17 protein-coding genes are annotated in these 19,208 nt (G+C 46.9%); 10 read left to right on the top strand and 7 right to left on the bottom strand.

All coding sequences use genetic code 11. The annotated features are described in order from the left end of the window. The first annotated feature begins 81 nt into the window (after nucleotides 1-81). The 3 genes from LZG94_RS09705 to LZG94_RS09695 all read left to right on the top strand — a co-directional run bounded on the left by LZG94_RS09705 (nucleotide 82) and on the right by LZG94_RS09695 (nucleotide 2,781). A complete protein-coding gene (locus LZG94_RS09705; RefSeq protein ID WP_233791710.1) occupies nucleotides 82-1,191 on the top strand; it encodes a D-TA family PLP-dependent enzyme in 1,110 nt (369 codons plus the stop codon). Between the two features lie 18 nt (nucleotides 1,192-1,209). Then, complete coding sequence (locus LZG94_RS09700) at nucleotides 1,210-2,280, top strand: dipeptidase (protein WP_233791709.1); 1,071 nt, start codon at nucleotides 1,210-1,212, stop codon at nucleotides 2,278-2,280. 330 nt (nucleotides 2,281-2,610) lie between these two features. Continuing rightward, nucleotides 2,611-2,781 (top strand): hypothetical protein, encoded by a 171-nt coding sequence (locus LZG94_RS09695; RefSeq protein WP_233791708.1) that lies wholly within the window; start codon nucleotides 2,611-2,613, stop codon nucleotides 2,779-2,781. Between the two features lie 78 nt (nucleotides 2,782-2,859). Here LZG94_RS09695 and LZG94_RS09690 read toward each other — a convergent pair whose 3' ends face one another. Continuing rightward, a complete protein-coding gene (locus LZG94_RS09690) occupies nucleotides 2,860-5,097 on the bottom strand; it encodes a bifunctional alpha,alpha-trehalose-phosphate synthase (UDP-forming)/trehalose-phosphatase (protein WP_233791707.1) in 2,238 nt (745 codons plus the stop codon). A 554-nt stretch (nucleotides 5,098-5,651) separates the two neighbouring features. Here LZG94_RS09690 and LZG94_RS09685 point away from each other — a divergent pair. The 3 genes from LZG94_RS09685 to LZG94_RS09675 are packed head-to-tail and all read left to right on the top strand — an operon-like array spanning nucleotide 5,652 to nucleotide 8,015. After that, entirely contained in the window at nucleotides 5,652-6,206 is a 555-nt protein-coding gene (locus tag LZG94_RS09685) for an RNA polymerase sigma factor (RefSeq protein WP_233791706.1), read from the top strand. Then, nucleotides 6,184-6,927, top strand: coding sequence for a hypothetical protein (locus tag LZG94_RS09680; protein ID WP_233791705.1), 744 nt, complete (start codon nucleotides 6,184-6,186; stop codon nucleotides 6,925-6,927). Before LZG94_RS09685 ends, LZG94_RS09680 begins: the two co-directional genes overlap by 23 nt. Before the next feature lie 26 nt (nucleotides 6,928-6,953). Next, entirely contained in the window at nucleotides 6,954-8,015 is a 1,062-nt protein-coding gene (locus tag LZG94_RS09675) for a hypothetical protein (protein ID WP_233791704.1), read from the top strand. Here LZG94_RS09675 and LZG94_RS09670 read toward each other — a convergent pair. Both LZG94_RS09670 and LZG94_RS09665 read right to left on the bottom strand, forming a co-directional pair. Continuing rightward, nucleotides 8,012-8,398 carry a nuclear transport factor 2 family protein gene (locus tag LZG94_RS09670; protein WP_233791703.1) on the bottom strand — a complete coding sequence of 129 codons (387 nt, stop codon included), beginning with the start codon at nucleotides 8,396-8,398 and terminating at the stop codon, nucleotides 8,012-8,014. The two genes, LZG94_RS09675 and LZG94_RS09670, sit on opposite strands and share 4 nt — an antisense overlap. 190 nt (nucleotides 8,399-8,588) lie before the next feature. Beyond that, nucleotides 8,589-9,920: a hypothetical protein gene (locus LZG94_RS09665; protein WP_233791702.1), complete on the bottom strand. Its 1,332-nt coding sequence runs from the start codon at nucleotides 9,918-9,920 to the stop codon at nucleotides 8,589-8,591. Between the two features lie 96 nt (nucleotides 9,921-10,016). Here LZG94_RS09665 and LZG94_RS09660 point away from each other — a divergent pair, with 96 nt between their 5' ends. Next, a complete protein-coding gene (locus LZG94_RS09660) occupies nucleotides 10,017-11,429 on the top strand; it encodes a DUF4932 domain-containing protein (RefSeq protein ID WP_233791701.1) in 1,413 nt (470 codons plus the stop codon). Nucleotides 11,430-11,477: 48 nt separating this feature from the next. Here LZG94_RS09660 and LZG94_RS09655 read toward each other — a convergent pair whose 3' ends face one another. Beyond that, nucleotides 11,478-12,005, bottom strand: a complete 528-nt coding sequence (locus LZG94_RS09655) for a hypothetical protein (protein ID WP_233791700.1) — start codon at nucleotides 12,003-12,005, stop codon at nucleotides 11,478-11,480. Nucleotides 12,006-12,083: 78 nt separating this feature from the next. Here LZG94_RS09655 and LZG94_RS09650 point away from each other — a divergent pair, with 78 nt between their 5' ends. Next, nucleotides 12,084-12,854, top strand: a complete 771-nt coding sequence (locus LZG94_RS09650) for a class I SAM-dependent methyltransferase (RefSeq protein WP_233791699.1) — start codon at nucleotides 12,084-12,086, stop codon at nucleotides 12,852-12,854. A 32-nt stretch (nucleotides 12,855-12,886) separates the two neighbouring features. Here the strand turns inward: LZG94_RS09650 and LZG94_RS09645 are convergent, their stop codons facing one another. Continuing rightward, nucleotides 12,887-13,522 carry a bifunctional 4-hydroxy-2-oxoglutarate aldolase/2-dehydro-3-deoxy-phosphogluconate aldolase gene (locus tag LZG94_RS09645; RefSeq protein ID WP_233791698.1) on the bottom strand — a complete coding sequence of 212 codons (636 nt, stop codon included), beginning with the start codon at nucleotides 13,520-13,522 and terminating at the stop codon, nucleotides 12,887-12,889. Nucleotides 13,523-13,690: 168 nt separating this feature from the next. On the opposite strand from LZG94_RS09645, the gene LZG94_RS09640 reads away from it, so the two are divergent. Both LZG94_RS09640 and LZG94_RS09635 read left to right on the top strand, forming a co-directional pair. Further along, nucleotides 13,691-14,893 carry a sensor histidine kinase gene (locus LZG94_RS09640; RefSeq protein WP_233791697.1) on the top strand — a complete coding sequence of 401 codons (1,203 nt, stop codon included), beginning with the start codon at nucleotides 13,691-13,693 and terminating at the stop codon, nucleotides 14,891-14,893. Continuing rightward, nucleotides 14,868-15,638, top strand: a complete 771-nt coding sequence (locus LZG94_RS09635) for a LytTR family DNA-binding domain-containing protein (protein ID WP_233791696.1) — start codon at nucleotides 14,868-14,870, stop codon at nucleotides 15,636-15,638. The genes LZG94_RS09640 and LZG94_RS09635 overlap by 26 nt, the downstream gene beginning before the upstream one ends. A gap of 125 nt (nucleotides 15,639-15,763) precedes the next feature. Here LZG94_RS09635 and LZG94_RS09630 read toward each other — a convergent pair whose 3' ends face one another. Both LZG94_RS09630 and LZG94_RS09625 read right to left on the bottom strand, forming a co-directional pair. Beyond that, a complete protein-coding gene (locus LZG94_RS09630; protein ID WP_233791695.1) occupies nucleotides 15,764-16,042 on the bottom strand; it encodes a hypothetical protein in 279 nt (92 codons plus the stop codon). A gap of 61 nt (nucleotides 16,043-16,103) precedes the next feature. Next, complete coding sequence (locus LZG94_RS09625) at nucleotides 16,104-19,202, bottom strand: efflux RND transporter permease subunit (RefSeq protein ID WP_233791694.1); 3,099 nt, start codon at nucleotides 19,200-19,202, stop codon at nucleotides 16,104-16,106. Nucleotides 19,203-19,208: the final 6 nt, after the last annotated feature.

The raw sequence follows: 19,208 nt of genomic DNA, 5'->3' as shown, positions 1-19,208 counted from the left end.
GAATGACTGAATGATTGAATGATTGAATAGAGAACATTCAGTCATTCAGTCATTCAGTCATTCGATCATTCAATCATTAATATGTGGTATCAACTTAAAAATCCCGACGAAGTCATTTCGCCTTCGCTCCTATTTTATGAAGACAGGATCCGGCATAATGTGCGGAGTATGATCAGTATTGCAGGTGGCGCCGACAGGTTGGTACCGCATATTAAGACGCACAAATGCGCAGAAATTGTTGCTATCCAGCTCGAACAGGGAATCAGTAAGTTCAAATGCGCGACGATTGCGGAAGCGGAAATGCTGGCAAATGCCGGCGCAAAATGGATTCTGATCTCTTACCAAATGGTTGGGCCAAATATTGCCCGGCTATTCAAATTGAAGAATGCGTTTCCTTACGTTACATTTTCCTCGCTGGTAGACAACGAAAAGTCAGCTGATCAACTGAATGCGGTTGCATTGGATCAGGGTTTGAAAGTTTCCGTTTTTCTGGATGTAAATAATGGAATGAACCGGTCGGGGCACCCTACCGATGTCACGCTGCTATCACTGTACAGGTATCTCACAACGCTTTCGCATGTAGAGTTTGGCGGACTGCATATATACGATGGTCACATCCGCAATCCCGAGTTTTCGGAGCGTAAAGCAGCGGCAGACGAAGCGTTTAATTCTGTCCTTCCGTTGATCGACCTTGTTAAAAACGATATTGGTCGCGACCCGATGATCATTACAGGCGGCTCGCCTTCCTTTACTGTGCATGCTTTGCGCGACAATGTTTTCCTTAGTCCGGGCACAAACGTACTTTGGGACTATGGTTACGGCGACCGTTTCGACGGGCAACCTTTTGAACATGCAGCATTGATATTGACCCGCGTAGTATCTAAACCCACAGCCGGAATCGTTACGATCGACCTCGGACACAAAGCGATCGCCGCCGAAAACCCGATAGAAAACCGCTTCCGACTGCTAAATCTCAACGGCTATACCGTCGTCGGACAAAGTGAGGAGCACGGCGTATTGCAGGTTTCTGCGGAAGTTTGGGATTCGGTCAGTATTGGCGACGTGCTGTACGCATTGCCTTACCATATTTGCCCGAGCGTCGCATTACATGATTTTGCAACGATAATCGAAGACGGCGCTGTGAAGGCGGAATGGAAAATAGTGGCCCGAAACAGAAGGCTGAGTATTTAACCTACATTAATCACAAAGATGTTTTTATTTGACGCACACCTTGACCTTTCCATGAACGCCGTGGAGTGGAACCGTGACCTGACCCAGGACCTTTACACAATCAGGGACAGGGAGAAAAATTTGACCGATAAACCCGACCGCGGCAAAGGTGTTGTGAGTTTGCCGGAAATGCGGAAAGGCAATATAGGTGTTTGCGTGGCTACGCAAATTGCGCGGTACGTGAAGCCCGACAGTAAAATTCCCGGCTGGCATTCGCAGGCACAGGCCTGGGCGCAGAGCCAGGCGCAGATTGCCTGGTATAAGGCGATGGAAGAAGCTGGCGAGATGTTTCAGATCACTACTTTCGACCAGCTTTCCAAACACCTCGCGCTTTGGGAAAATGCATCATCGACAGAAAATCTCCCGATCGGCTACATACTGAGCCTGGAAGGTGCCGATTCATTGATCAGTCTGAAAAACCTTGAAATTGCTTACGCTTACGGGCTGCGGGCGATCGGTCCGGCGCATTACGGACCCGGCGTATATGCGTATGGTACAGATTCTGATGCTCCTTTGGCACAAAAAGGAAAAGACCTGCTGCGCGAAATGGATAACCTGAACATGATCCTCGATGCGACGCATTTGTGCGACACTGCCTTTTGGGAAGCAATGGATATTTACAAAGGACCTGTGTGGGCGAGCCACAATCTCGTTCGGGCGATCACCCCGCACAACAGGCAGTTCTCAGACGAGATGATTAAAACGCTGCTGGAACGGAATGCAGTGATCGGAATGGCTTTCGACGCCTGGATGATGATCCCCGGCTGGGTACGAGGAGTATCGACCCCGGAAAGTACCGGACTGAAAATTGAGCATATCGTTCAGCATATTGATCACATCTGCCAGATCGCTGGTAATGCAAACCACGTAGGTATTGGTTCGGATCTCGATGGTGCTTATGGGAAAGAACAGTCGCCGGGTGATCTGAATTCGATCGCTGATTTACAGTCGATCACTTCCCTGCTCGCCGCACGCGGCTATTCGGCAGCTGATATAGAGAAAATTATGTGGAAAAACTGGGTGGAATTCCTGCGTTCCGCCTGGAACTGACAGTGTTAAGTTTCGATGAGACTGAATTTATAAAATCTAATACTTTCTTAATATTATAATAAAAGTATTATCAAAAAAGCTTCGCAACTTTGGAAAAGAATTCCGGTTGCGAAGCTTTTTTATTAAAGCGTCCTTGTCATCGTACTTATTTGGATTAATTATAAATAAGTACGATATTTACTCACAGTTCGGAGCAGCGGCGAATGCCGGTTTTATCAAATAATATCCTTCATCAAAAAAATGGCCCGTAAGTACAAGATATCATTCAGAACACGAATACAAAATAACAAGTCTTTCCAAAGACTGCACGATTGCCTTAAACAGCTTAATGTGAAACATTGGGCTTACGATTTCCAGGAGTTTATGTTGACCCTTACCTCGGAATTATCGGATTTCACCCTGATCCAGTCCACTTTGCGGTCGGCGGGTTATGTTTGTCACTTTATCAAGTTGGAAAACCTGAACGAGGCTGGTGACTTCTCGTCAGCCAGCGCTGCCTAATGCGTTAAAACAGAAAAGCCCGGCAGCTTTTGCCGGGCTTTAATAGATTCCAATCTATCTCACAAGAATAAAGAAGCACTACTCAGAAACCGAAGAAACCATAAACGTCAGGAAATGAAATACCTCCTCCTGGCTTCTGATATGATTGCGGGCGGCAGACAGATCGTCACCTATCTTAATCGTAAATGAAGTGTCCGGCAACGCTTCGAACATATCCTCATCGGTAGTATCATCACCAATCGCGAGCACGAAGTCATAATTTCCGTTATCTACGAACATCCGCGTCGCCGTACCTTTATTAAATGCAGTTTTTTTGACTTCCACAACCTTGTTTCCGTCGATCACCTGCAAATTAAGCTCCGGCTGAATGTAATTTTTGAGTTGCCACAAAAGCTCCTGCGCTCGCCTGGTCGCATATTCTTTTTCGTCGGCCGTACGGTAGTGCCACGCGAGTGAAGTTTCTTTTTCCTCCACAAAAGCGCCGGGGCACCTTTTCGCATACATATCCATAATCGGGCGAATACTCTCTTTCCAGCCTTCCTCGTAATCCGCATTCATCACCCACTCTTCCGAACCTTTCGTTTTTACGAGCGCGCCGTGTTCTGCGATAATATGTACAGGCAGATCATTGAACAGATCGCCCAGGAATTGTTTATCACGGCCACTCACGATTACAACGGTATCGCGCTTGGCGATCTCACCGATCAGTTTTTTTACATCTTCGGAAATAATAGCCTTCGCCGGATCCGCCACGATCGGCGCAAGCGTACCATCGTAGTCGAAAAATAGAATCCTGTCGCTTGAAGCTTCGTAAGCTTGTCTGATCGCGTCGATACCACTGGTGTTCAGAAATACCTGACGCAATCTGTCGTGTTCTTGTTCTAGCATTGTCATTTGGGTAAAAAAATCATTGGTCCACGCGAAGACGTCGTAATCCTTAATACGCTCGCGCATCGCATCCATTCGTTTGGTTTGCTCTTCGACGGGCATTTCAAACGCCTGCTGGATCGCATCGGCAATATCCTGACTGTCGAGCGGATTGATAATGATTGCCTCGCCCAGCTCCGCCGCAGCTCCCGCCATTTCACTGAGTATCAGCACACCTTTCCGATCCTTGCGACTGGCTACATATTCTTTACACACCAGGTTCATCCCGTCGCGCACAGGTGTAATAAGCGCCACGTCGCTGGCTGTGTACATGCCCACCAGTTCGTGATAAGGCATAGAACGATATTGATAAATGATCGGCTGCCAGTATATATTGCCAAAATCTGCATTGATCTTGCCTACGGTCTGGTCAATATCCGATTTCATCTGCTGGTACTGCTCGATCGTATCGCGCGAAGGCACTACTACCATTACAAACGACACCTTTTCGTGCCACTCCGGATATCTTTCCAAAAACCGCTGATAACCTTTCAACCGGTGGATAATACCTTTTGAGTAATCGAGCCTGTCAACCGAAAAGATCACTTTTTCTTTCAGCGACTGCCGCGCATCGTTTCGCGCCTGTACCACTTCCGGTTCATCGAATGCCGCGTTGAACTTTTCAAAATCAATACTGATCGGAAATGAATCGACTTTAACGATCCGGTTACTCATATTAATATAATGCAGCTTGTTTCCATATTCAGAAACGAGGCGCGCAGCTTTCAGGAAATATTCAACATAATCATTGGTATGAAATCCAACCACATCGGCACCAAGTATCCCGTCGACCAGCGCTTTCCGCCACCTTACCGGCAGCATTCTGAAAAGCTCATAAGACGGAAACGGAATGTGAAAAAAGAACCCGATTTTGTTCGAAGGATATTTCTGACGGATCATGCCCGGCAGCAGCATCAACTGATAATCCTGCACCCAGATCGTGTCGTCCGGTTCCAGTATTTCATCCAGTTTTTCAAAAAAGAGCCTATTGGCAGTTTGATAAGCTTCGAAATATTCATCATTGAATCGGGCAAGGGAAGGGAAATAATGGCAAAGCGGCCAGATCAGGTTATTGCAAAAACCTTCATAATAATTCTCATTTACTTCATCGGGAATAAAGACAGGGTGTGCCTGAAACTCTTCATTTGCAAGCGATTGCCCTTCCAGTTCTTCTCTCGTATTCTCTGAAAACCCTACCCACTGAATCTTTTCATGGGCGTTAAACTTGGGCATCCGGGTGTCTTTTACAAGAGATAACACCGCCGATACAAGTCCTCCCGAATTTTGGAACAGACGGACCTGTTCGTTTTCCCGGACTAATTTGAAGGGTAATCGATAAGCAACTATGATTAATCGTCCGGAGCTACCTGAATTTGTTAAATTTTCCATACGCGGTATCTAATCGGCAAAACCTGTGCCAGAAGCGTAGAATTGACGTAAAACGCCCAGATGAATTCAATTTGTACCTGGAAGACTACTAAATGACAGTCCTGACATGAACCCTGCCCGACCTATTCTATGCACGGTTTTACAATGTTTTCACTCCCAAAATTTTGCCTTTGCGTGGATTTGCATTAGCTTAGCTATGCAACCTCTGTTATCATATTACAGGAACGCTTCTAGTGATGCAAATCGGCGAGAGTTGATTGCTAGCAATGAAAATTGCTGTTTTCCGTAGAATAATATGATGATTGAACACAAATGCAGGTTTTTAACAAACCTCAGATTAGTCCAGGACTACAAACATGTAACCGCAGATTAATGCTGTGCCACTCTTTGTTGTGGGTTGCCGGCGGTCAGAAATGGCCGCCATTTTTTATGCCCTGCCTGATATGCATTTTCCCTGCAGCAGCTATTCCCGATCTTTTTCAAAAATAAATCCTGCTTCCAGGCAACCGTTTGCCGGCTGAGTTCCTTATTATCATGATTCATCCCGACCGCCTTTGATCACCCTCGCAATCATTTACGCAGCCCAGCAACAAGATGCGTATGCGCAGCGGCAGATCTTTGATTGTTACGGAAGGATCCTGTTCCGGCTGGCGAAAAGATACCTCGCCGATGTGCCCAAAACAGAAGACGCAGTTTCCGAGTCTTTCTATATCATTTTCAAAAAGCTGGGAAACTGTCAGTTCGAAGCGGTGCCGCCATTTGAATTATGGATAAAAAAAATTGTCGTAAATGAATGCCTGCATATTCTTAGGAAAGAAAAGCGAATGGAGTTGCTGACCGAACAAGATCAGGAAAACTATGCGATCGACACCGACACTATTGAACATTTAACAGCAGAAGAGATTTTCAAGCTCATAGAAAGCTTACCGGCAGGCTACCGGACTGTGTTTAATTTATACGAAATAGAAGGTTACCCACACGCTGAGATCGCTCAAATGCTGGGAATCAGCGCAGGTACCTCGAAATCGCAGCTCAGCAAAGCGAAGAATTTGCTTCAAAGAAAAATCATCGAACTGGACCCAGCTTATGCGAAACGAAAGATTGTTTGATAAAATAAGGGAAGCTTCGCAGACCAATAATGCCGAAAGCGAAGACTTTAACCCCGAAAAAATCTGGGCTAGTGTAAAAGAGAAGCAAAAACCCAAAACCGTGTGGCTCTGGTGGCCTTATGCTGCTGCGTCAGTTCTGTTGTTGATTGTATTTGTTATATCGATATTAAAACCGGAAAATCAGCAAATATTGGCGAGCAAAAGTACAACCCCAGCTGTTCCCCAAAAATTACACGCCGGGAGATTAGAGGCTGATAGTAAGCTGGTTAGAAAACCAAAATCGGGTTTTGAAATGGTTGAGAAGCCAATAGAAAACCAACCCGATCAAATGGACAGCAAAACTGAAAATTCAATATCCTTTGAGGAAAATACGGAAGCGGTCACCCCGCAGGTTGCTGATATTCCTTCTGTTACTCAACCAATTGAAAGCAGCATTAACACCACGAATACAATTGCCGATTCAATTACCGCGAAGCCACGCTTTGAGAAAGTGCTCATCGCTGATATTGCCTTACCAGAAGAAAATACTGTGCAGCTCTCCGCTTTGCAGCGCATATTCGATCAGGTAAAAAAGGACCGGGAAGCTAAGAAAATGCGACTGCAATTTGACAGAAATGTGGGTAAGCCGACATTCTGGTCTTTCGTACAGCAAAGTTTCGTCGAATATCCGACAGCTGTCAAACCGACCTCGCCGCAAAAAAACCTGGAAATGAAGCATTGAATTACTTAATAACCAATCTATTAGCCATGAACACGATCCTTTTGACCCTCGGAACGTTCCTATCCTCCTACCCTAACCCGGCGCCACCCGACACCATCATCCTGAATGCAGGTAAAAACAGCAAAGTGATCTTTTACGGACAGTCTCCGGAAGATCTTAAAAAGCTGGAAATGCTGGACCTGAATAAAATTCTGAAAGAATTAAATGGCACTCAGGCCGGCACGGAAGAAGCTCAAAAACACGTCACATTAACAAACACCAGTTTCATTAGCGAACCCGTAAACCCGTCAAAATCCCAGCACTATCTCGCAAGTACCTTCCTGAATCTGCATGTCGGGGCGGGTTACAATATCAATCGATACACATTTTTCCAGGCTTCGCCTGCTCTGATGAACCACCCTACCGGCACGCTGACATGCGATGTTGTGATGCAAAATCTACTGACGAGCAGCCTGTCCGTTGTGCACGATATGAAGTTTGCAGACCGGCCCGGGTACATCGTTTCCCTGCGTTATGGAGCAGGTATTGGACTGAATATCCAGCGGTACCTGCACTGGAACCTGGTGGCGCCCGTGCTGTTTGAAGATTTGAAACAGGTAACCGACCGGGCGAAGGAGATAATGAAAGAAAACCGGATCACGCCATTAAAGTCGGATTTTAATGCATTACAGACCTACATCCAGGTGGCGCCACGTTTTGCGCTGAAGAATAAAAAGGGCCAGTCGACCTTTTATCTGAATGCAGGAGCCAGATTAAACTACAACAGAAATTTCGAAAACGCCAGCCCATCGCTGTATTCGAATGCCGTGATTATCAATAACCCTTCCGGGCCCGCAGTAATGGACGATGCGGGCCCGATCGTCACGGGCGGCGGGTATGGTGTTTTCACTAAAAAACACACACTAGGACTAAGCTATATTGCTGAGATCGGCTATAAATGGATCGGACTATTCGTGCTCTATTACCCCAATTATGTGGAGTTGAAAACGAGCCCGCTGAACGGAACAGACACAAAAAATCCCGGCTTTTCGCCTGGAAAAACCGGGAACCTCGGGTTCGCTTCTTTTGGGATCAAACTCGGGCGCTAGGACAAAATCTTCACAGCCTGGCGCGCGATCATCAACCACTTTCCATTCGACTGTTTTTGCCAAACCTGCAAAACTTTAATGTTTGCCGTTCCCGGACCTTTTCCCGCGTCGTTCGTTTTAGCAGTAAGAATGTGCCGCACAATCGCCGCATTGCCGGTAATTGTGATCGTTTGCTCAGTCAGGTCCATGGTGACGAAATCGTACTTTTTGCTGATCAGCGATTCCACAAAAGTCTTCTGATCTTCCACCAGACCATTCGAATGTCCGTAGCTCAGATCCTTTGAAGAAATTTCTTCCAGACCCTTTTGGTTTGGTTCTACCAGCAATGCTTTCAGCGCCTCGACCGCTTTGGCAACTTCCGCTTTTTCATTACTTTGGGCCATGCTTTTTTGTGAAAAAATTAGGGTTAACAACAAAACGGCCATTCCGCCGAACAACTTGGATCTTAGTTTCAGGTAAGTCATATTTTTAGTTTTATATCAAATCTTGCTGTTAAAAATACCAGTCGGCTCAACTATACTTGCCGGAAAGCCAACAAATCGTATTTCGCTACAACCTGAGCTGGCATGTAACCTACTGCTGGTCGCCGGTCAATGCGATCAACGGGCAGCTCACGGTAGTCAGGTACACCGGCCCCCGAATACCTTCCGCAGTAAAGCATTCAACCGGAGAATTGAAGTTCGGCCCTTTTCTGTAATCATTTTCGCGCAGCTCCGCAATGTACTCGGCAAGCAACTTCCTGGCAGACTCCGGTTCGGTTTGAGCAATCAGCAATGCCACCCAGCCCACGGGAGTGCCCCAATACGATCCATTCTGATACGTGTTTTTTGGAACGATCGCACTTTCCCAGGCCGTTTTTTCATTAAAATCCTGGTCGGTCAATACGTGCCGCACACTTCCTTTGTAGGATAATGTTCCTTTTTTAAATGCGGCGGCAAGAAAAGAACTCGCGATCTCGACCTGCTTTTTATCCAGAATACCCCAATAGGAAGCCAATGCAGTAGCCCACACATCAGGCTGGGCACTTTTGCCTGTCGAAGCCAGCAGCATTCCATTTTTATCCAGAAATGTTGCAGGAATAGCTCGCTTGATCGTTTCTGCAATCTTCAAATAGGATCCCGCTTTTTCTTTGTTACCCGTTTTCTCAAAAAGCGCTGCGAGCTGCTTTGCCGCGCGATATTTCAATAGCGAAGGATATACCAGCTTCCCGGTAATCCTGATCGCGTCGCGAAATCCGAAATCCACGCCCCGAAAATTTTCATTTGTAAAAACGAGCTGATCCGCCAGATCTGCTGGGGGAACGCGAAATGCGATTTCCAGTCTTTCCATTATTGTGCTTCCATTGATTTTTTGTTGCAAAAACTGCGTATCAGATGTCGTTTTGAAATAGTGATAACCCATTTCTATAAAGTAAAACTGGTCACAATACGGCGGCGTCATTCCGAACTCTTCCGTTCCCTGCCCGATGTAATCGTAGGTGCCGGGAAAGTAGATCGGCTTATTATCATCGACGCGAATATGGTCTGCAATCGCGCCAAACGGCACCATACTTCCGCCTTTCGTAATCCACGTTTGGTCGCATTGAGTGGCTGCGGTGAGTATCAGCATGTGCTTTTGTTCGGCTGCGGTGACCATTCCTGTTTCCAGTGACATTGCATAATCGCGGATCCAGAACGAAGGATAAGTGCTCCGGCCGCCGGGACGAATGAGCGTTCCGCCCGTATTGTTTTTCCCATAAGGCGCCGGCAGGCTTTGCCCGGGGCGAATGCGCGAACTGTCGAGCACATCCCGGGTCATTTTTTTCAGAAATTCCATATCCGCGCCGGAAATCAGCCCGTTATTCTGGGCAAAAGTCATGGTCGTAAAAAATAGGTATAGGCAGGTAAATGCAGCTAGCTTTCTCATTAGTAAAAAAGCAGTTACGAAAGTTATTTTACCGAACAAGGATAGAAAATAACGAAATCTGCATTTTACAGACCAATACTTAAATCCCGGTGACTTATGCTCGTACAATTACCACTCAAACAATTTGCGACGGCTACACTACTGCTATTCACACTTCTCCCTGCACTCGGCCAGCAGTTGCCTGTGATTAAAGCTGCTACCCCAAAAGCGAAGATCCGGATCGGAACGCATATACAGGAAGGTTCCTGGGGCATTGACGCGAGCGTGAAACCGGATATTTTGGACGTATATGTGCCCGGCGCAAACATTCCTGTCACCTTTATTACCGACCAGGATTCGATCCAATTCCAGGTAAAACCGAACAGCTTTCAGGAATTTGTGATCCTGGTAAATGGAAAAGACAGCGCCCGCACCGCGATCAAAGGTATTCCCATAGTACCTCGCGCACATTATTCTGAGGAATATAAAAAGTCACATTCCGGCAAGACTTCGGTCGAGATCCCTGCTTTTTACGAGCTGATCAATATCGTGTTCGCCCTCACCGCCGAAGGCCGGAAAGATAATGGGCTGATCATGAAGAACACCCCATACTATACCGACGTCATGCAGTGGTTTGACAAGTTCAGCGACGAGCCGGTTGTGAAAAGTATCAATGCTGACCTGGTTGAATCGGATGCATATTCCGCCCTCAAAATGGACGCGTATTCTTTCGGGCTTGAAGGTAAAAAAGTGGTAAAAAGCCCGATTTACGATCGGATAGGATTTTCGAATTCTAATAACCTGCAACACCAGGTCGCTGGTTTACAGGATTTTCTGGTCAAAAGTAACTTCCCTGAATTTTTCGCTAAACATCAGCCCTATTACAATGAACTGATCGTCACGTATCGCGACTCGATCGGCGTGCCCGAAATGCAGAAGTGGCTGAATACCAATTTTCCATCGACCCGATACGAATCTTTCAAAATCATTTTTTCGCCGCTGGTGGCTGGCAATCAGTCTGCTACCTGGTTTAATTACGACGGCTTCAAAGAAGCGCAGGCCCACGTCAACTTTCCATTCAGGAACAGGAAAGTGCCACATATACTCTCAAATGAAGCACAATTAGTCGCCGCCGGAAGCATTCTGTTCACCGAACTAAACCACGCATTCATCAATCCCGAAAGCGAAAAACCTGAGTACGTGACGCGAATTCAAAAAGCATTTACCGACCTGAGCGTTTGGAATGATCCTGACAAGCCCGCTAAATATTATGAAAGCCCGTCAGAATCCTTCAATGAATACATGAACTGGGCGCTCGTTTGCCTGCGCTACGCAGATTATGCGCCGAAAAGCGAACAACAGAGATTGATTAGTGATATTGAAAAAATGATGGTAGAAATGCGCGGTTTCCGGAAGTTTGCCGCATTTGACCAGTTTCTGGTCCCGCTTTATAAAACTCGCAAAAAGGGGCAGGTACTGGCAGACCTTTATCCGCAAATCGTGGCGTGGTTTGAAAAGAATGGTAAATAAAAACAATACTTTTATAATATATTAAAAGTATTGTTTCTACTAAACCTATTAAACTGTGCCTACTTTTTCTACATTAACGTATAACATGCCGGTTTTTTCTGGGTGATAGCGAATAGGCAGGGTATTGTTGCTACGCGCCCGCAGATAAATATCCTGGTCAACCTCCACCCACACCCCAACAGGATCCAGAGCATGAACAATGTGAAGAAAGTGCCTCTGGGTTTCGTAATTGCCTTTTTTAGTTTTCGTACCCCGGATGGTTCCGTGACCTTTCCGGATAAATGTTTCCCGGGGATATAACTTTGCTTTACGCATTCTACCAACGAAAGCTGGAATTTTCCTGATCAGATAAGAAAGTACCAATGGAGTTATCATCAAAAGAAAAAACTGAAATGTCGGTATTCCCGTTTTCTTTTCGTCGTTGAGATCATTTATTTGCTGCCAGTGCGCAATTCTTGCGAAGGAGAGCAAAAAGGCAAAAGCAGTTCCACCGATATACAGTATGCGCGACACGATCGTAGTTACTTTTTCAAGCCGATTCACAGTCCGGTCGCCGTAAAATTCCCTGTCAGCCATATTCAAATGCTGTTTAATCCAATCGATAAAGTAAGTTTGAAAACTATATTACTGTTTTTACCTTACCCAACATAAAAAATGATGACGTTAAGAGAATTGTTTTACAGCCACAAAGGAAATCTCGTCCATAAGTGGGACCATTATTTTGATGTTTATGAAAAGCACTTTGCCAAATACCGCGGACAAAAAGTCAATATCCTGGAAATAGGCATTTCGCACGGAGGTTCCATGCAGCTTTGGAAGAAATATTTTGGCGACGGCGCGCACATTTACGCGATTGATATCAACCAGGACTGCAAAAAATTAGAAGAAGAGAATACGACCATTTTCATCGGGTCTCAAAGTGATAAAGCTTTTCTTGAAAGTGTTGCAGCGCAGATTCCCGACCTGGATATTATCATCGACGACGGCGGCCACCTGATGGACCAGCAGCTGATCTCATTCGAAACGCTTTTTGGAAAAGTGAAGGAGGGCGGCGTGTATCTGGTTGAAGATACCCATACTTCATACTGGACAGAGTTTTACGGCGGATTGCGCAAGCCGGGTACTTTTATAGAGTATTCCAAAAGCCTCATCGACCCGCTGTACGAAAGTCATCTTCACGAAGCTAACCAGTTAACTTACAACGATATAACCCGAAATATCAGCTGTATCTCGTTTTACGACAGCGTTGTTGTTTTCGACAAGGAAAAGCGGAAAAAGCCGTTTCATAAACAAGTCGGCAATATGACGATCACTCCTTACGTGCAAATGGAAAAGAAGCAGGAAACCTTCTGGGACTCACTAAAAAACAGATTCAAACCAAAATCAAAACACAGTTTTGAAGAGAATGACGGGGGATTTGTTTGAATGAGCGAGGGCTCATCTTGAACCATTTTTCATCACCCCAACTTCTCCACAAACTGCTGAAAATGAGCTTTTAGTCCGGCCCAATCTTTGGCTTCAATTAATTTTTTGTCAAAAAGCTGCCCGCCGATTCCCAGGCCGTTTGCGCCGGCGTTTAAGAAAGCGGTCATATTTTCGAGCCCTACTCCACCGGTTGGCAGCAATTTGAGCTGGTTCATCGGGGCTTTCAGGTCTTTAATGTACTCGGGGCCGAGGGAAGTGGCGGGGTATATCTTGACCATCGTCGCGCCGAGTGTCCAGGCGTTGTAAATTTCAGTTGGTGTAAATGCGCCGGGAAATATCGGAATGCCCTTTTTTACGCAGGATTTAATCACTTTTTTGTTGATCACCGGGGTCACAATAAACTGAGCTCCCGCTTCCAGTGCAGCTTCCAGATCATCTTTTGTACAAACCGTGCCGGCACCGATATTCAGTCCCTCGCTTTCATTTGCAATCGCCCAGCTGATCATTTCGGCAGCATCGGGCGTATTCATCGTGATCTCAACGGTCGTGAGCCCGGCTTCCCGGAAGATCGGCAGGATCTGCTTCACATCTTCCAGCGCCACATTGCGGATAATCCCGACAATAGGCGCTTTTTCAAACAGCGTTTCTGAAAAGTTTCCTATACTCATTGTGTAGTTGGTCCAAAGTCAATTCTTGTGTTCTATCCGGCAAATATCCGTAAGAATTAGCAACCGGGAAATCATTTTAAATAACAATGCCCACGCTTTACGTAAAATGCCTGTTATCTATGCTTTCCCTGAATATAAATTTGTCTCACGCATCCTCTATTCATAAAAGTGTCCCGAAAAGACAAAAATTTCTTGCGGCGACTGCTCGATCAGTCGCAATTACCCCTGTCTGAAAAAGATTTCTGGCAATACTCCTTCTATTACTGGGGTCTGTTTGCCCTGATCACTCTGTGGCAGCTGACAATGCTGTGGCCCATGCGGGTAGGTTACGAATTCAGGCCGCACGAAACGTTTATCTGGCTGCTCGACGGGCTTTTCTGGTGGTCTACTTCGCCGCTCGTACTCTGGGCTTCCCTCAAATTTCCGCTCGCATTCAAAGGTACGCCTGGCTCGCTGCTCAAAGCGACGCTCATTCACCTGCTCATCGTCGCATTTTTAAATGTATTTGTGAACCTGGTGCATTACTATATTACCAACCCACTCATGTTCAGTCTGGTTGGTCAGTCAATTCCGATGGAAAGCTATCTGTTTTCCTTCTATTTCGGATTCACGGGAAGCTTCGCGCAGTACCTGCTGCTGGTTGTGGGTTTCAACACAGTTTCCTACATTTATCGATACCAGGCGCTGAAACAGCAACATTTCGAAACGGAACTTAACAACGAGCAGCTCCGCAGCCAGCTCGCCACAGCCCAGCTGCAATCGCTCAAAATGCAGCTCAATCCTCATTTTTTGTTCAATACCTTACATGCAGTGGTAAGTTTGATGGTTAAAAATGATAACCGGAAAGCGATCGTGATGGTCACTACCCTGAGCGACCTGCTCCGCGCGGTGCTGATCAACCAAAAAGCCGACTTTATACCTCTGCAGGAAGAATTGAAACTCACCCGGCAATACCTGGGTATTCAGCAGATCCGGTTTCAGGACCGGCTGAAAGTGGAATACGAAATCGACCCGGCCTCAGAATTGTATCCGGTTCCGCAGCTTATCTTGCAGCCGCTCGTCGAGAACTCGATTACCCACGGCATTTCCGACCTGACTACCAATGCATTGATCCGAATTACGAGCTCAGTTGGTGCAAAAGGACTGATTATCAGGGTTTACGACAATGGTATCGGCACAAAAATTTCCACCGAAGGAATGGGACTCGGACTAAAAAACACAACTTCCAGACTCCAGCAGGCTTACGGCGAAGAAGCAGGGATCACATTCGAGCGGCCACCGGAAGGCGGCACGCTAGTGACACTTTCATTTGAAGGTGAACCCAAAACCACAATCAAGAAACCAAATGAAACATACCTGTCTGATTATTGATGACGAGATCCTCGCCCGGGATGTGATCCGTACTTTTTTGCAGGATGACCTCACGATAGAAGTGATCGGCGAGGCTTCGAATGGTTCGGAAGCGGTTGTGAAAATATTGCAGCACCGGCCAGACCTCGTTTTTATAGATATTCAAATGCCGGAACTGGACGGATTCGGGGTATTGAAGGAAATATGGCCGCACCACCAGCCTTTCGTCGTTTTCACTACTGCTTACGATCAATATGCGCTCCGGGCATTTGAAGTGAATGCGATCGATTACCTGCTTAAACCTTTTGACGAAGTGCGTTTTCACCAGTCGCTTGGGCGGGCGAAAGAGCGGCTCGGCCAGAAAGCGCAGCCGCGGATGGAGGAGCTCGTCAGTAACCTGCTCCGGGATCAGCGGGACAAGACAGGCAACTATCTGCAAAGGATTTTGGTCAAGGAAGCGGGTAAAATGTACCTGGTCAAGACCCAGGATATCAGCCATTTTTCAGCCGACGGCAACTACATTTCCTTATTTACCACAGCTAAAACCTACACGATCTACGAAAGTCTGAGCAGTCTCGAAGGCCGCCTCGATCCCGAAGTGATGATCCGCGTGGGGCGCTCCAATATCGTAAATATGAACTACATATCAGAGCTGGAAACGTACTTCAACGGAGAGTATATCATTCATCTTACCACTGGCGACAAAATAAAATGGACGCGGGGGTACCGGGATAATATCAAAGCATTTTTGACTAAAATGGGCTGACCTGCCCGGAAGCTGATCAGCCCAATATGCATTTCAAATAATATAACCCTCAGCTTAAATAGTTCTGCTTCGACGAAGGCGGTTTTCAGCGCATTTTGAAAAACAATTCAATACCCTGTTAAAACTTAGCCATGTTCCTGAAAATCTCTACCTCCACCAGGTCTGCGTCCGCACGCAGGCGACGCCTCAACGCGCCCCATTACGGGCGACCGATCCTGTTCGCTTCCACCACGCTTTTGGTATTCGGCGCATTCATGCTGTCGAGATCTGTCAAATGTTCCGAGCGCCCGGTGAACCGTGAGCAGGCGATCCACGCTACCGCCGCCCGCTGGTGTTACGATCCGATGAGCCGAAAGCTCGTCAGCAAACCTGTACCGTTCGTTGAAACTTCCTGCCTCATTCAAATCCGCATCAGCAGAATGGTTGAGAAGATAGCCAAACGAAATGCGCCGGGCAGCGGAACCGCTAGCTTATAACCGACCATTGCAATTCCTCAACTGGTTCTTTCACTGGCACTTTACTTTCGATTTCCGGCGGCAGCAATTTGTACATCACCGGCGTAACCAGCCGGGATAACAAAGTGGAACTGATCAATCCGCCGATCAGCACGAGCGCCAGCGGGGAATATAACGCACTGTACTCAATCACGAGTGGCAGCAGACCCCCTATTGCCGTGAGCGAAGTCAGCAAAATCGGTACAAAACGGATTTCACCGGCCTCAATGATCGCTTCTTCGATCCCTTTTCCCTGCTCGCGCAGTTGATTGGTGAAGTCTACGACCAGCAGGGAATTTTTCACTTCAATACCCACCAACGCGATGAAACCAATGGTAGCAGTGAATGAAAGCGTCTCGCCGGTGAGAAACAACATCGCCAGACCTCCCACTATCCCCAGCGGGATCACGGAGAGTACGATCAGGATACTTTTGAAAGTCTTGAATTCCAATATCAATACACCCAGAAAACCGAATATCGTGACGAGAATAATCAGGCCCAGCCCGCCGAAACTTTCCTGCTGACTTTCCTTCTCTCCGGCTACCGTGAAAGTCTGCCCTTTTTCAAACTGAAATGCATTAAGTTTCAAAGTAATAGCATCATTCAGCCGCTGCACATTGAAGCCGGGCTTCACGAATGCCGAAACCGTTACGTATCGATCTTTGTCGTAATGCCGGATCTGGTTGGGTGAACTTTCCAGCTCGATCGTCGCGACATTTTTCAAGGGAATGCTTGCGCCGGTTGCAGAGGTCACATATAGTTTGTCAAAAACGCTGTAATCCTGCACGGACGCATTCCGGGGTACCGACACGTTTACATTGTAATTATCAGCTTTTCCCACATCCTCCCGGTAAGTAGCAACATTCAGGCCCGCCGCACCAAGCCTGACCGTACGATCAATCTCAGCGGACGAAATACCCAGCGTACCTGCCTTTTGCTTATTGATATTGACCCTCAGATCAGTCGGCTGCACAAGCAAAGGATTATTTACGTAAATCGTACCCTTTGTTTTGGCAAGCAGATCGGCGACGCGGAATGCTGTTTTGCGCAGCTGATCCAGATTTTCACCATAGATACGGTACGCGAGCGGCGCTTCTATCAGCGGCCCCTGCTCAAAATCCTTCACCTTAATCTCCGCTCCGGGATAACGTTCGAGCTTTTTCCGCAGCCGCTCGATCACCTCCACTTTCTGTTCGGTTTCAAGCCCTTCTACCTGCACGAAAATTTCCGCAAAGTTCTCACTTTCATTACGTTGGATCACATTGTAATAGACCCGCGGATTTCCTTTACCAACATTCGTCGCAAAAGATGTGATCAAAGGTTCCTGTTTCAAAACGCCTTCAACATATTTGGCAACCTGATTGGTCTTCTTCAAGTTGGTACCCTGCGGCAGCTCGATATCCACCAGAAACATCGGCTTTTCAGACTTGGGAAAAAGGCTGTTTCCGATCATCGGAATGAGGGCTAGCGAGCCGGCGAAGATCAGCCCGGCCAATACCAGGGTTAATGCAGGCCGCTTCAATGCCTTGTCGAGAATACTTCCGTAAGTGCTGTGAATGAGCCTTTTCATGCCGCGGAGAAAGAAGTTACCCTCTTCGCTCGCGTGTGGTTTCAGGATTACGCTTGATAAAAAAGGTACTACTGTGAGTGAAACGAGCATGGATGCAAATACCGTCGTGATCACGGAAAGCGGCAGGCTGCGGATAAAGTCGCCCGCGCCTTCGGGTAGAAAAACGAGCGGCAGAAATGCAAAAATCAGCAATATCGTACAACCGACCACCGCCATTCCTATCTGCGAAGAAGCCTTGATCGAAGCCTCTACCCTATTATAGCCCATTCGCAGGTACCGTTCTATATTTTCAACCACCACAATACTGTCGTCGACCAATATACCCAGCGCCACGATCATCCCGACAATGCTCAGCTGGTTGATATTATATCCCAATAAGTTCATGATAGTCAACCCGATAGCGAGCGACAACGGAATGGAAATCATCACCACCAGCGATGCCCGCGTGCCCAGCGGCAGCAATGTGAGCAATACCAATATGATTGCGATACCAAAGTCACGCGCAAAGTGCGACAGCCGCGTGTCGACACTTTTTGCCTGGTCAAAAACCTTGATCAGGTCTATATTCGGAGGCAAAGTAGCTTTGAATTTCTCAACCACCGGTATCACCTGATCCTGCACTGCGATGATATTTTCCCCCTCTTTCTGGCTCACATTCACGAAGCTGCACCGGTAACCGTTCAGCCGGGTAAGGTGCGTTTCGTCCTCATAACCCAGCTTCACGTCGGCCACGTCTTTTACGTAAACTATTTTTCCATTGGCAGTAGAAACCACCGTATTGGCGATCTCATCCAGCGTGCGGTAATTCCCGCTGGTTTTAATATTCAGCTTTTTGGTCGACATACTAATGCTACCGCCCGGCACATTCACGTTTTCACTTTGCAGTGCGGCGATCACCTGATTTTGTGTAAGCTGCTGATTGGCGATCTTTTGCAGGTTCAGGTTCACATTCACCTGCCTTTCCGGAACGCCCGAGTAGTCAACTTTTTTGAGACTTTTTATCTTTTCGAGCTGCTCTTTAAAATCCTTCGAATGCTTTTTCAACTGCGCATAAGTGGCATTTTCACTGATCAGCGCATATTGGTAAATGCTTACGTCGGAAGGAATCTGCTTATTAATGCGGATATCGGCAATATCGGCAGGTAACTGTCCGCGCAGACTATTGATCTCGCGCACCACTTCCTGGTATTTATCGTCGGGATCGGAACTGTATTTGTACTGGATCTGCATGACAGCCAGTCCGTCCTTGATATCCGTGATAATATGCTTCATATCGTCAAGCTCGTTGATCTTCTTTTCCATCGGATCGACTACAAGCTGCTCCATATCCTTCGGACTCGCGCCCGGGTAAATCACGACCACTGTGAACTGCGGCGGGTGAATATCCGGATCTTCGCTCCTCGGCATCGTGAAAAGCGAATAAATGCCCAGCGCTAATACGGCCAGGAATACAACCAGCGTAAACTGGTAATTTTTGACAGCAAATTCAGGTAATTTCATGATTTC

Origin of the sequence: Dyadobacter sp. CY343 (genome assembly GCF_021390335.1) — a bacterium.
Taxonomy (GTDB): domain Bacteria; phylum Bacteroidota; class Bacteroidia; order Cytophagales; family Spirosomataceae; genus Dyadobacter.
Note: the sequence above shows the minus strand (reverse complement) of the source record. Positions and strands in the feature narration are given on the sequence as shown.